The organism is Streptomyces sp. NBC_00690 (assembly GCF_036226685.1).
GTDB lineage: Bacteria > Actinomycetota > Actinomycetes > Streptomycetales > Streptomycetaceae > Streptomyces.
Genome location: NZ_CP109009.1, coordinates 3,408,180 through 3,421,682, shown reverse-complemented (window position 1 = coordinate 3,421,682; position 13,503 = coordinate 3,408,180). Strand labels below are relative to the sequence as shown.

Annotated in this window: 10 protein-coding genes and 1 tRNA gene; 10 read left to right on the top strand and 1 reads right to left on the bottom strand. The window is 66.9% G+C overall.

Translation table 11 applies throughout. The features are described 5' to 3' along the window. Positions 1–26 precede the first annotated feature (26 nt). The 7 genes from OID54_RS15045 (at position 27) to OID54_RS15015 (ending at position 7,981) form a co-directional block, all read left to right on the top strand. Positions 27–557 (top strand): hypothetical protein, encoded by a 531-nt coding sequence (locus OID54_RS15045; RefSeq protein WP_329019630.1) that lies wholly within the window; start codon positions 27–29, stop codon positions 555–557. Positions 558–608: 51 nt separating this feature from the next. Continuing rightward, the gene (locus OID54_RS15040) at positions 609–2,204 is read left to right on the top strand and encodes a WXG100 family type VII secretion target (protein WP_329019626.1); all 1,596 of its coding nucleotides are present in this window, start codon (positions 609–611) and stop codon (positions 2,202–2,204) included. A 92-nt stretch (positions 2,205–2,296) separates the two neighbouring features. Beyond that, positions 2,297–3,661 carry a type VII secretion-associated serine protease mycosin gene (mycP, locus tag OID54_RS15035; protein ID WP_329019623.1) on the top strand — a complete coding sequence of 455 codons (1,365 nt, stop codon included), beginning with the start codon at positions 2,297–2,299 and terminating at the stop codon, positions 3,659–3,661. 210 nt (positions 3,662–3,871) lie between these two features. After that, positions 3,872–4,300 (top strand): hypothetical protein, encoded by a 429-nt coding sequence (locus tag OID54_RS15030; RefSeq protein ID WP_329019619.1) that lies wholly within the window; start codon positions 3,872–3,874, stop codon positions 4,298–4,300. A gap of 14 nt (positions 4,301–4,314) precedes the next feature. Further along, entirely contained in the window at positions 4,315–6,630 is a 2,316-nt protein-coding gene (locus OID54_RS15025) for a hypothetical protein (protein ID WP_329019616.1), read from the top strand. After that, positions 6,627–7,343: a hypothetical protein gene (locus OID54_RS15020; protein WP_329019614.1), complete on the top strand. Its 717-nt coding sequence runs from the start codon at positions 6,627–6,629 to the stop codon at positions 7,341–7,343. Before OID54_RS15025 ends, OID54_RS15020 begins: the two co-directional genes overlap by 4 nt. Positions 7,344–7,426: 83 nt before the next feature. Beyond that, positions 7,427–7,981 (top strand): AAA family ATPase, encoded by a 555-nt coding sequence (locus tag OID54_RS15015; RefSeq protein ID WP_329019611.1) that lies wholly within the window; start codon positions 7,427–7,429, stop codon positions 7,979–7,981. A 339-nt stretch (positions 7,982–8,320) separates the two neighbouring features. Here OID54_RS15015 and OID54_RS15010 read toward each other — a convergent pair. Continuing rightward, positions 8,321–8,395 (bottom strand) — tRNA-Cys (locus tag OID54_RS15010). 171 nt (positions 8,396–8,566) lie between these two features. On the opposite strand from OID54_RS15010, the gene OID54_RS15005 reads away from it, so the two are divergent. The 3 genes from OID54_RS15005 to OID54_RS14995 all read left to right on the top strand — a co-directional run bounded on the left by OID54_RS15005 (position 8,567) and on the right by OID54_RS14995 (position 13,493). Then, entirely contained in the window at positions 8,567–10,042 is a 1,476-nt protein-coding gene (locus tag OID54_RS15005; RefSeq protein ID WP_329019608.1) for an MFS transporter, read from the top strand. A gap of 270 nt (positions 10,043–10,312) precedes the next feature. Then, positions 10,313–12,103 (top strand): DEAD/DEAH box helicase, encoded by a 1,791-nt coding sequence (locus OID54_RS15000; protein WP_329027516.1) that lies wholly within the window; start codon positions 10,313–10,315, stop codon positions 12,101–12,103. Positions 12,104–12,851: 748 nt separating this feature from the next. Beyond that, a complete protein-coding gene (locus OID54_RS14995) occupies positions 12,852–13,493 on the top strand; it encodes an IclR family transcriptional regulator (protein ID WP_329019606.1) in 642 nt (213 codons plus the stop codon). Positions 13,494–13,503: the final 10 nt, after the last annotated feature.

The following is a 13,503-nucleotide window of genomic DNA, read 5'->3' as shown; positions in this document are numbered from 1 at the left end:
AGACGCAAGTCAACGGGGAGGCGTTCGTGGCAGAGGACGACGGGACGGGGCGGCCGGTATACGGCCGGCCGACGCCGATGCCCAGCAAGGGTGGTAGTGGCAAGGACCTCGATGTCGACGCCGAAGAGCTGCTCAAGTTCAAGGACCGCGTCGACAAGTTGCTGGTCAAGCTGGAGAGTTCACCGGCCGCACCGACGAGGATGACCGACGGTCAGGTCCCCGCGGGTGACCTCGGCGTGGGCTTCGGCGAGGCGACCGCACTGCATGGGATCTATCAGAAGGTCCATGCCGAGCTACAGAACCTGTCGAAGGGTCTGGCGGGCCAGATCGAGGGCCTGAGCATCGCGGTCCATGGCTCGACCAAGGGCTACCAGAACATCGAAGAGGACATCAAGGAGCGGATGCGCACCATCAGCAAGGACGCACGCGAGGCGTACGACCGGCGCGAGGAAGAACGTCGCGGGTCCGAGCCGGCAGAGCCTGCCGAGCCGAAGCAGCCGGGGGCGGAACAGCCTCCGCAGGCGGGCTCCGGCGACACGAGCGGTGGAGCGTCCTGATGGTGAAAGTTACGGGGACCACGGGGACAAGGGGAAGGGTGGGGTGACGTCATGGGCGCTGAGTCGACACCTGGTGGTGGGGGTTTCTTCTCTCCACTGAGGATTCTGGGCAGTCTCTTCGGAACCACCGATTTCGAGGCCCACACGCACGAACAGCTGCTGGCCATGGTGGAGGCAGCCAATCCGAAGTCGCTGGAGACCCTCTCCGCGCAGCTGGTGGATGCGGCGAAGACCATCACCGAGATCGGTGAGGATCTGAAGACGTACATCACCACCGTCCCGTGGGAGGGCGAGGCCGGCAAGGCCATGGAGACCTGGGGCGAGGGCGCCTGGAAGGCCACGCTCCAACTCGGTGAGTACAGCAACGTCGGCGGCAAGTGGATGGGCCTCGCGGCGCAGACGCTCCGCGAGGTCAAGCAGAACATGCCCCCGCTGGACGCCACCGCCAAGGGCAACGTCGAGTCGGCGCACAAGTACCGCAACATGCCGGACTACAAGGAACTCCTGGGCCCGGCACAGGCCAAGCTGCGCGAGGACAAAGCGCAGGCTGTTCAGCAGATGAACAAGCTTGCGCAGTCGTACTCGCTCTCGACGTTCGTGATCAGCGCGGCGGAGGCGCCGACATTCCCGCCGCCTCCGGGGGAGTTCGTGCCGAAGGACGAACGTAAAGCAGGGGGTGACCTGTCTCGCTCCACCAACGCTGTGCCTCGGGAGCGCAGTGTCAGTGGGGAGAACCCACGTCGCTCCGCGCAAGTTCCGGTTGCTGACGTTCAGAGCAAGCCGGAGAACTCGAACTTCGCCCCACCTCAGGGTGTTACGGAGGCGCTACGGCCTGGAGAGCCACCGGTAAGCCGCCCCACTGACCAGCCGGTGAGCATGGAGATCGACAGTGTAGGAACGCTACCGCCGGCAACGACCCCACAGTCCCAGCCCCCTGCTTCGAGCTCGTTGCCCGTCAGGCCCGATGGTGCGAGCCCGGTCATGCCAGGTTCGGTTCCGCCAACGTTCGCCAAGAATCCCGGGCTCCCCAGTGCCGCCGGGTCTGGTGCCACCAAGGGTGTGTCCGGCGGGCGAGGCGTTGTGACACCTGGTCTGGTTGGAGGAGTGGGCCCGATCGGGCAGGTCGGATCCTCCGGTGTCGCTGGCTCCAGAATGCCGTTGGCGCGTGAAGGTGGGATCGTCGGCGGAAAGCCCGTCATGCCGACCACGAACAACCCAAACGGCGCGATTCCGCGGGGCACAGTGGTCGGAACGGAGAACACCACGGGCTCTCGTGGTGGCGCTATGGGGCGTGGCATGGCTGGTATGGCCGGAGGCATGTACGGCGGTGGCCCGATGGGCGGTGCCGACCAGAGCGGCGTCTCTGGCGGGAGGCGGCTGGCATCCGAAGCCGGTGGCGTGGTCGGAGGCAGGCAGCAGCAGCCGGGACAGGCCAACGCCCGCCCATTCACACCTGGTGGGTCTGGACTTGTCAGGGGCGCTGGTGACCAGAGCCAGACGGGTAGAACTGGCATGGGTGGCGCTGCAGTGAACAGGCCCGGTTCCTCTCCCGAGGAGTCCACCGGTGATCGTCCTGACTATTTGTCCGAAGATGAAGAAACCTGGCAGCAGGGAAGTCGCCGGGTAGTCCCGCCTGTGATCGACTGACTATCCCCCCACCACTAAAAGACGGTCTGAGGAAGCAGATGCCTACCAGTAGCAGTCGGAACGTTCGATACGGCGGAATTGTGTCGAGCACGTTGGGATTGCTGCTGGTGGTCGTCGCAGCAACGCCAGCGCACGCGGAGACGGTGCGATCTCAGCAATGGCATCTCGATGCGATGCGCGCGGATGGAATGTGGAAGTCAAGCAAGGGCAAGGGGATTGTCGTTGCCGTTCTTGATACTGGCGTAGCGCCGCTCAAGGAACTGGAAGGCCAGGTTCTTCCCGGGGGTGCCGACTTCACGAACATTCCTGGGGACGAGCGCGACGACTACAGCAAGCACGGCAGCGATATGGCGTCACTCATCGCAGGAACGGGTGCGGGGCCCGGCGGAGATGGCGCCTTCGGATTGGCTCCAGGATCGAAGATCCTCTCCGTGCGAGTCCCCATGGGCGGTGGAGGAGGTCCAACTCCGGACGAGGGCATGTCCCAGGCTATCCGCCATGCAGTCGATGCTGGGGCCAAGGTGATCAACATTTCCATGGGCAGCCCGGCTAACGAGGGTGACCTTGTTCCCAATGCTGTGAAGTACGCCCTAGAAAAGGGCGCGCTGATCTTTGCAGCAGTGGGCAATGACGGCTGGGACGCGCCGATTGACTTTCCTGCGGCTACTCCCGGAGTGGTAGGCGTTGCCGCCGTCGATCAGAAGATCAATGGAACCAAGCAGTCACACCGAGGGGCAGAGGTAGATCTAGCTGCTCCTGGTGCAGATATCGTCTCTGGCTGCACCGGGAAGACTGGATACTGCAAGGGCGACGGAACCAGTGCTGCCACTGCTCTTGCGTCTGCGTCCGCCGCGCTCATCTGGGCCAAGTACCCCAAGTGGACCAATAATCAGGTGCTCCGGGTCATGCTCAACACCGCCGGTGGGCCCACGAGTGGTGCCGAGCGCAACGACGTCATTGGCTACGGCATGGTTCGGCCGAGGATCGCGCTGACCGAGCCCGGGGATCCGGGGCCCGCCGATGTGTATCCGCTTCCCGATCTGGCCGCTGCCGCACCCAAGCCCCCTTCCGCGGCGGCGTCCAAGCCTCCGGCCGACGGAAAGCAGGCGGAGCAGCCCACCGAGGCCGCCGCTCCCGCCGCTGACAAGGACGACGGCAACACCGGTCTGTGGATCGCCCTCGGGGTCGGTGCCGCCGTGCTCATCGGGGCGGCCGTGGCCGTTCCCGTCGTTCGGTCACGGCGACGGGCCGCAGCAGAATCCGTACCCGTCCCGGCCGGGCCCCCCGGCTATCCGCAGCAGCAGTATCAGGGTGGCCAACCGTCCTACGGTCCTGCTCATCCAGGTGCACAACAGCCTCCCGGGCAGTCGTATCCGCAGCAGGGCACATATCCGCCCTACGGTCCGCCAGCGGCGGGACAGCCGCAGAACAACCCGCCCTATCCCGGACAGCAGTGACGCATTGCTGAATTGCGGACGTATGGATTGAGTCCTGTCCGACGGGGTTGTCACCGAGCCTGCGGTTTCACAGAATCCCCACCAAACGCCGATCATGCGTGCGGGTCGCCGTCCTACGGTGGGGCCACTCCGTCCCACCGGAAGGTCGACGGGGGTCAACGTCGCTTCTGCCGACGTGCACCATCACGAGACAGCAAACGGGGATTTTCCATGTCGTTCGACCAAGAGTGGGTCTCCACTCGCTCCGCCTCCACAGTGAACGTCAGCATGCGGCTGAACCAGGTTGAGCCGTCAGGGGGCGGTGGCGGTGGCGGCGGGGCGGACCTCGGCGTGAATCAGGACCAGCTCGGTGCGCTCGGGAGCGCCGCCTTCAAACTGCACGGTCAGCTTTCGGCTGACGGAAAGCATGCCGAGGCCAGCACCACCGAGGCCGGTACGACCATGACGGTGAACGGCTTTCAGACCGGTGCGGCGATCGGCACCGTACAGAAGACCTGGACCTCGCAGCTGAAGACGCTTCTTGACGCCTGCGCCCATATATCGAACCACCTCGACTACACCTCCGCCTCCCACGTCAATGAGGAGAAGGACATCCAGACGGCCTTCCGGACGTCTCAGATCACCGAGTTCCTCAAGTAAGGCGGGGGCCACAGATGCTGACGTTCGACAATGTGTACCAGGCCCCGCTGGGCAAACTGAATTCGGCGGTCGGTGAGTGGTCGGCCATGGTGACCAAGCTGGAGAAGCTCGCCGAGGACGCTCGTACGACCATGGCGAACAAGGCCAAGGACGACTACTGGCGTGGTGTCAACGCCGAGGTCACGAAGCCGTTCATCGACAAGACGGCCAAGGAGTTCGACGACGCAGCCAAGGCCGCCAAGGGCATCAAGCAGATCCTTGAGGACGGCCATCGTGAGTTCAAGAAGTCCCAGGACGAGCTGAAGAAGATCGTTGACGTGGATGCCCCCGCCCAGGGGCTCGTCGTGGGGGCGCACGGGGTGGTTCGTCCAAAGCACGATCTGGCCCAAGACCGCACGTATCGTCGCGATCCCGACTACGAGCCCGCGCTCAGGGAACAGCGGGCCAAGGTCGAAGCCATGCAGGCCCGTATAGAAGCGGTGCTTGAGACATGTACCGACGCCGATGTGGCGACGTCCAACGCGCTCAAGGCGAACATCACGAGCGACCAGCACAACTTCAGCGCGCCCAAGTACACGAGCATCGATGCGGAGGAGGCGGCCCGCGCTGTCGACCTCGCGAACAAGGGCCGCGATCTCACCCACACCGAGCTCCAGCAGCTGAATGAGTTGCTGAAGGACAACCACGGTTCGCGCGACTTCTCCCGGGCGTTCTACGACACCATGGGGCCGAAGAAGTCACTGGAGTTCTTCGGTCAGTTGTCCACGGACACCTACAACTACAGCAAGCAGGACAAGGAACGGTTGAAGGACGTCCAGGAGCTCCAGCGCAATCTGGGCCTCAATCTGGCGACTGCCACCGGTTCCTCCGGCGCGGACGACAAATGGGGTCAGCGCTGGTCCGAGGAAATGCGCAAGTTGGGTACCGAGCGTATTCCCCTTGCCAAGTACGACCACAATGGCCCGTTCGGCTATCAGCTCCTCGGCGGCATCATGCGGTACGGGAACTACGACCCCAAGTTCCTGACCCCGATCGCTCAGCATGTGACGCAGCTCCATGCCAAGGACCCGTACCTGTTCGCCGAGAACAAGAGCACGTCGAGCTGGGACAAGAACCCGTTCAATCCCTCGGGCAAGAACGGTTCCGGCTATGACCCGATGCTGAGCATGTTGGAGGCACTGGGGCACAGTCCCGAAGCCTCCAAGGAGTTCTTCTCCTCCGATCCGAAGGCGTTCAACGACGACGGCACCGTCAAGGGCGGTCTGCCGAAGGACGAGGACGGCAAGGAGATCAAGAGCTATCTGGACTACTTCGGTGACAAGGACTTTAAGTCCTTCCCCGACATCACGGGCCATGACCCCGATGAGATGGGCAAGTCGCTGAACCACATGCCCGATGCGTTCGGGCACGCCCTGGAGGCCGCCACGCTCGGCCATGCCTACGACGACCCCAACCCCAAGCTGATCCGGGACGAGACCTCCTCGAAGATCATGGAGGAGGTCGTCGAGAAGTACGGGGGCGACGCGGGGCTCCTCAAGCAGCAGGAGGCGATGGCCGACAGCCTCGGACGCATGGGCGCCGGCTATGTCGACGACATCAACTGGGCGCTCAACGAGAACAAGTCGGACAGCCTCTTCGCGCCGGGCAAGGACGCCGAGGCGCACGCCGAGTTCGGTCGTGACAACGCGCGCCAGTTCCTGAGCACGCTCGGCCAGCATCCGGATGCGTACGCCTCCGTCTCGGTGGCCGAGCGCATCTACACCACCAGCATGCTGGAAGCGCAGGTCGGCGAGGGCGGGAAGGTCAACGAAGGCCACGCCAGGGAAGTGGTCCGCACCGGTGCGGAGGTGCAGGGCATGCTCGACCAGTCGCGCGCCGATCAGGTCGACGCGACGAACAAAAAGAAGGACGAGGAGTACAACAAGGCGTTGGAGGAGCGTTCGGCCTGGGTCAACTTCGGGGCCGCGGCGGCGATCGGTGCGGGTGTCGCCTTCCTTCCGGCCACTGTGGCGGGCGCGGGGGCGGCGGCGATCCTCGTACCGCTGGCTGTGGAGACCGGTAGCGGGGCTCTGGAGACCCAGATCGGTCAGGTGATCAGTGACTGGACCAAGACCGAGCAGCAGGACAGTTCGGAGAAGACCCAGGAGACGCGCAACGAGATCTTCCGCGCGGGTGAGATGACGGCCGAGTCGCCGATGGAGAAGTTCATGCAGCAGCACCGGATCGATCCGAACAGCGACTTCGGTCAGGACCTCGAAGAGGCGCTGACCAACGGCTACAGCAAGGGAACGCTGGGGCAGGGTCGACACGGCACGACCCCGCAGACATGAGGGATGTGAAGGTCATCAAGGCGTGGCAGGCGGCGGCATCCGCGATCCTCGTTGGGGCGCTCGGTCTTTCGCTGGTCTCCTGTTCGGGGAAGGACGGCGACGGCGGTGACGGCTCGGACCAGAAGCTCGTCGGCGCCGGTGAGATCTGTGAGGGGGTCTTCACGGCCCCCGCGGCCCGTCAGGCTCTGACCAAGGTCACCGAAGCGGATCGCTTCGTACAGAACAGTGTCGGGAACGGCCTGGACAAGACGGTCTCCAACATCGTCTTCGACTATGAGTCGTCCGGTCCGAGCAAGGGGAGGGAGTCCAGTGTCTGCCACGTCTACGCAGATGGGCCTTCCGACCTGGACGATGTGTCGTTGGCGTTCGCCCTGGACGACGGTGAGTTCCTCGACAGCAAGGACATCGCGGCCAGGCTGACCGCATATCAGCTCGGTCGCCGCGCGCTGGCCGGCAACAACTACGCCTCCCAGTACTTCCTTTGTACGAGCCCCAAGCTGGGCAGCACCAAGGATGATCCTGCGGTCGTGCGGGGAGTGTTGCGTGTCAGATCGGAGCCGAGTGGGGACGTGCGTGAACTGAGCGCGGCCAATATGACCTTGCTCAACTCGGCCGCTTTCGCCGTCGCCAAGAAGCTCGGATGTGCGGGAGACGGCGGACTGACCGATGCACCCGTTCTGAAGCCGGTGGCTCCCAAGCCGACCGCCGGCTAGTTCGCCCTGCGGTGAGCGCATCCGAGGGGCGTGACGGAAAACCGGGGTGAGAGTGACGACGGGGATGGCTAGCGTCCTGGGACATGAGCGAACCACTGAAGTCCTCCGTCGTCCTCATCACCGGGATCATGGCCTCCGGCAAGTCCACCGTTGCGCAGACCCTCGCCGAACGTGTCCCGCGGGCCGCTCATGTCCGCGGGGACGTCTTTCGGCGCATGGTCGTCTCGGGGCGGGCGGAGATGGGCCCGGGCCTCGATCCCGAGGCCGTCGCCCAGCTACGGCTGCGGTACCGGCTCGCCGCCATGACCGCCGACACCTATGCGGGGGCGGGATTCACCGCTGTCCTCCAGGACGTCGTCATCGGCACGGAGTTCGCCGGGTACGTCGGCCTCATCCGTACCCGCCCGCTGTACGTGGTCGTCCTCGCGCCGCGCCCGGACGTCGTCAGTGTCCGGGAGGCCGGTCGAGCGAAGAGCGGATACGGCGAGGGGTGGACGGCGGAGTCCTTGGACGCGGAGCTTCGGGAGCGGACACCCAGGGTGGGGCTGTGGCTCGACACCAGTGAGCAGACGCCGGAGCAGACCGTGGACGAGATCATCGCGCGTCTGCCCGAGGCGTCGGTCACGACCTGTCCGTAGTCGGGCCCGTTCCCCTCACCGCGCGGGGTGATCCCCGCCGCACCCAGCGGCCCGTTCACCACGCTCGGAGTGTGAGGTCACTCACCTCGCGCGCCGGGCGGGGAGTGGTGGGCCGGTCCGGGAACCCGCGGCACGGGGGCGAGGTCGGGACCCGCGGGCCCATCGCCCGGTACGGAGGTGAGTTTCCCTCTCGCGGATGCCGGATGCCGGATGCCGGATGCCAGATACCCGGTACCCCATGCCCGGTACCGCATGCCCTGCGGCCCGGCACTGACAACGACAACGTCCCGGACCTCGACTGTGGGGAACCCCTCAGCTGAAGTCCGGGACGTCCCGGCCTGGAGACCGCGACCGGATTCGAACCGGTGTAACTCGAGTTGCAGTCGAGTCCCTGAACCACTCGGGCACGCGGTCGTGCGTTGCTACTGATCAGACCGTAGGCCGTCGGTCGGCGCCCGCTCAAGACCACCGGGCACACTGCAATACAGCTGCCACAGGGCGTTCACAGTCGTACGACCAAGGGACCAGGACGGGTCGGACCATGCGACAGGGTTCAAGCCGGTTCACGCCCCTTACCCTTGGGTCATGACCGCCCTGGACCCACGTGACGCCGACGTCACGAAACCGACCCCTGCGCCCGACGCACCCACCATCGACGAGCAGTCCCAGGGCGGGGTACTCGGCCGGAGCTATCGAGCGCTTAGCGTGGGCATCGTCTCCGTCGTCCTGCTGATCGCCTTCGAGGCGACCGCCGTCGGCACCGCGATGCCGGTGGCCGCCCGTGAGCTGAACGGCATCGGGCTATACGCCTTCGCCTTCTCCTCGTACTTCACCACCAGCCTCTTCGCGATGGTCCTGTCCGGTCAGTGGGCCGACCGGGACGGTCCGCTGAGGCCGCTGGCGACCGGTATATCCGCCTTCGGTGCCGGACTGCTGCTCTCCGGCACCGCGAGCACGATGTGGCTGTTCATCCTGGGGCGCGCGGTACAGGGCCTCGGCGGCGGCATGGTGATCGTCGCGCTCTACGTGGTCATCGGACGCGCCTACCCGGAGCGGCTGCGGCCGGCGATACTCGCCGCCTTCGCCGCGAGTTGGGTGATCCCCTCCGTGGTCGGACCGCTGGCCTCCGGGACGGTCACCGAGCAGTTGGGTTGGCGCTGGGTCTTCGTCGGCATCCCCGCGCTCGTGGTCTTCCCGCTCGCCCTGGCCCTGCCGCAGATCCGACGCATGGCGTCCGGGCCCGCCGATCCTTCGGCGCCCCGATTGAGCTTCGACGCCCAGCGCATCCGGCTGGCCCTCGGCATCTCCCTCGGTGCCGCGCTCCTCCAGTACGCGGCGCAGGACCTGCGATGGCTCTCCCTGCTGCCGGCGGCCGTCGGCGCGGCGCTGCTGGTGCCCGCGGTCCTCGGGCTGCTGCCGAAGGGCACCTACCGGGCCGCCCGCGGGCTGCCGTCCGTGGTGCTGCTGCGCGGTATCTCCGCGGGCTCCTTCATCGCTGCCGAGTCCTTCGTCCCGCTGATGCTGGTCACCCAGCGCGGGCTGTCCCCGACCATGGCCGGCTTCTCGCTCGCCGCGGGCGGGGTGACCTGGGCTCTGGGGTCGTTCATCCAGTCCCGGCCGCGGATGGAGCCGCACCGGGAACGGCTGATGGTGTTCGGGATGGTGCTGGTGGCCGTGGCGATCGCCGGTGCTCCGACCGTACTGATCGACTGGATGCCGGTGTGGATCGTGGCCGTCTCCTGGGCCATCGGCTGCTTCGGCATGGGCATGGTGATCGCGTCGACCAGCGTGATGTTGCTCAAGCTCTCGGAGCCCGAGGAGGCCGGGTCGAACTCGGCGGCCCTCCAGATCTCGGACGGGCTGTCGAACGTCATCCTGCTCGCCGGCGGCGGCGCGGCCTTCGCAGCGCTCGGCGGCGCCTCGGTGGCCGGCCACGGCGCGATCACCGAGGCCGGCGCCTCGCACCCGGCCGCCTTCGTGGTGGTCTTCCTGCCCATGGCGCTGGTCGCCCTGGTCGGAGCGTGGGTGTCGACGCGGGTGCGGGTCCAAGAACCCGTGTGACACGGATCGACGACCCCGGCTCCCGACCCTCTCCCCGCGGTGGTCGTCGCCACCCGGGGGAGTGGTCGACACCCGGGAGGAATGCCCCGATGAGGGTGAAGTGGGCCGTCGGGGCGGATGCCCGTGAGGTCCATCTCACCGTCCGCGGGGGCGTCGTCCGGAGCGGACCGGCGTGGTCACACAGGTAGGGTGGCCCGGTTGTCATACCCGTACACCACCCGTGGCACCCCCCGCCGCGTCGTGCCCTGGACGAGCGTCGAAGCGGAGACCGTGACTACTACCGCCTCCCACTCCCACCACCTCTCGCCCGCCTTCCCAGGCCGGGCCCCCTGGGGTACCGCCAGCAAGCTGCGTGCCTGGCAGCAAGGGGCGATGGAGAGATACCTCCAGGAACAGCCCCGCGACTTCCTGGCCGTCGCCACCCCCGGCGCGGGGAAGACCACCTTCGCGCTCACCCTCGCCTCCTGGCTGCTGCACCACCATGTGGTCCAGCAGGTGACCGTCGTCGCGCCCACCGAGCACCTGAAGAAGCAGTGGGCCGCGGCAGCCGCGCGGATAGGGATCAAGCTGGACCCCGACTACAGCGCGGGCCCGCTCAGCAAGGAGTACCACGGCGTCGCGATCACCTACGCGGGTGTCGGCGTACGCCCCATGCTCCACCGCAACCGCTGCGAGCAGCGCAAGACCCTCGTCATCCTGGACGAGATCCATCACGCCGGTGATTCCAAGTCCTGGGGTGAGGCGTGCCTCGAAGCCTTCGACCCGGCGACGCGTCGGCTCACCCTGACCGGTACGCCCTTCAGGTCGGACACCAACCCGATCCCCTTCGTCACCTACGAGGAGGGCAACGACGGCATCCGACGATCCGCCGCCGACTACACCTACGGCTACGGCAACGCCCTCGGCGACGGCGTCGTGCGGCCCGTCATCTTCCTCAGCTACAGCGGCAACATGCGCTGGCGCACCAAGGCCGGGGACGAGATCGCCGCCCGCCTCGGTGAGCCCATGACCAAGGACGCCATCTCGCAGGCGTGGCGCACCGCGCTCGACCCGCGCGGCGAGTGGATGCCCAATGTGCTGCGGGCGGCCGATCAACGGCTCACCGAGGTGCGCAAGTCCATCCCGGACGCAGGCGGCCTGGTGATCGCCTCCGACCAGGACTCGGCCCGCGCCTATGCCAAGCTCATCCGTGAGATCACCGGGTCCAAGGCGACCGTCGTCCTTTCCGATGACACCGGTGCCTCACAACGCATCGACGACTTCAGCGAGAACGAGGACCGCTGGATGGTCGCGGTCCGGATGGTCTCCGAGGGCGTGGACGTGCCCCGGCTGGCCGTCGGCGTGTACGCCACCACCATTTCGACCCCCCTGTTCTTCGCCCAGGCCGTGGGCCGTTTCGTACGGTCCAGAAGGCGGGGCGAGACCGCGTCGGTCTTCGTGCCCACCATCCCCGCGCTGCTCACCTTCGCCAATGAGATGGAGGTCGAGCGTGATCATGTGCTCGACCGGCCGAAGAAGGACGGCGAGGAGGACCCGTACGCCGACTCCGAGAAGGAGATGGACGAGGCCAACCGGGAGCAGGACGAGGACACCGGCGACCAGGACATGCTGCCCTTCGAGGCGCTGGAGTCGGACGCCGTCTTCGACCGGGTGATGTACAACGGGGCCGAGTTCGGGATGCAGGCCCATCCGGGCAGCGCGGAGGAGCAGGACTACCTCGGCATCCCCGGGTTGCTGGAGCCCGAGCAGGTCCAGTTGCTGTTGCAGAAGCGTCAGGCGCGGCAGATCGCCCACAGTCGCAAGAAGCCCGATGCCGAGGCCGATCTTCTGGAGCTGCCGGCCGAGCGCCGTCCGGTGATCTCGCACAAGGAACTGCTGGAACTGCGGAAGCAGTTGAATACGATGGTGGGCGCCTACGTCCATCAGAGCGGCAAGCCACACGGTGTGATCCACACCGAGTTGCGCCGGGTGTGTGGCGGGCCGCCGAGCGCGGAGGCGACGGCCGGACAGATCCGTGAGCGGATCAAGAAGGTCCAGGAGTGGGCCACACGGATGCGTTGATGTGACCGTCCGGGACCGCGGAGGCGCTCCCGGCGCACGCTCGACGGGCGTGCGGTGCCTGCCGTACGTCACGGCAGATGTGCCGTTCCCGCGGGGAAGGTCCGCTGGTCCCGGCCGGTGCGGACATCTGCCAACGTCTGCGGACGTCTGATGGCATCTGATGGCATCTGGATCCGGGTACGGGTGCGCCCCGGGTGCGGCGGCGATGGCTGCCCATGCGAGGTGCCCGTCCGGCCGGGACGCCAGGACCCACCTCGACCGCCCGGCAGCGGGCGACCCTGCACACGGCCCACAACGGCGACCCGCCGCACAGGCCAACGATCGACTGGGCACACTGCCGCGATCGACCTCGTACACGGGCGGTGGTTCGCCCCTTCGAGCCCCCTTGCCCAGGCCCCTCGACCCGGTTCACCCCCACTTCTCCCGAGCACATGGGGCGATGAGCCGCGCTCAGGTACTTGTTGGCGCAATCCGGTATGAGCGGGTCGGGGGCGGATGTAGTGTTCGAACGATTGCCAACCCACCCAATATCACGGGTGGGCATCCGGATTCTGGACGAGGTCTTCCGCTGAGCGGACCGGATCGCTACTGTCCGGGCAATACAACTGCTTCCGTGGCAGCACGAGCCGCGGAGCCCAGCCGGTGTGCCATGGCCTGCCGGCGGCCTCTGGGTGCGGTGCCGACGCGACCGGCACCGCGGATACGACCGCGAGGATCCGCCGTCACTCACTCCGAAGGAGAGGGCGTCGTGACCGCGGAAACCTCCCAGACGCTCGACCGAGGACTGCGCGTCCTCAAGCTGCTCGCCGACACCGATCACGGGTTGACCGTCACCGAGCTGTCCAACAAGCTCGGTGTCAACCGGACCGTGGTCTACCGTCTGCTGGCCACCCTGGAACAACACGCCCTGGTCCGTAGGGACTTGGGCGGACGTGCCAGGGTCGGCCTCGGTGTGCTCAGGCTCGGTCGACAAGTCCACCCGCTGGTGCGCGAGGCGGCGATGCCCGCGTTGCGGGCCCTCGCCGAAGACATCGGGGCGACCGCGCACCTCACCCTGGTGGACGGTGCGGAGGCCCTCGCGGTCGCCGTCGTTGAGCCCACCTGGACGGACTACCACGTCGCCTATCGGGCCGGTTTCCGCCATCCGTTGGACCGGGGCGCGGCGGGCAAGGCGATACTGGCCGCGCGACTGGGCCACGCCGACGATCCCGGCTACACCCTGACCCACGGCGAGTTGGAGGCCGGTGCCAGCGGAGCGGCTGCACCGCTCGTGGGAGTCACCGGGATAGAGGGGAGCGTGGGTGTGGTGATGCTCGCCGACTCGGTTCCCGAGCGAGTGGGCCCACGGGTGGTCGACGCCGCCCGCGAGGTCGCCGACGCCCTGCGCTGATCCTTCCCCT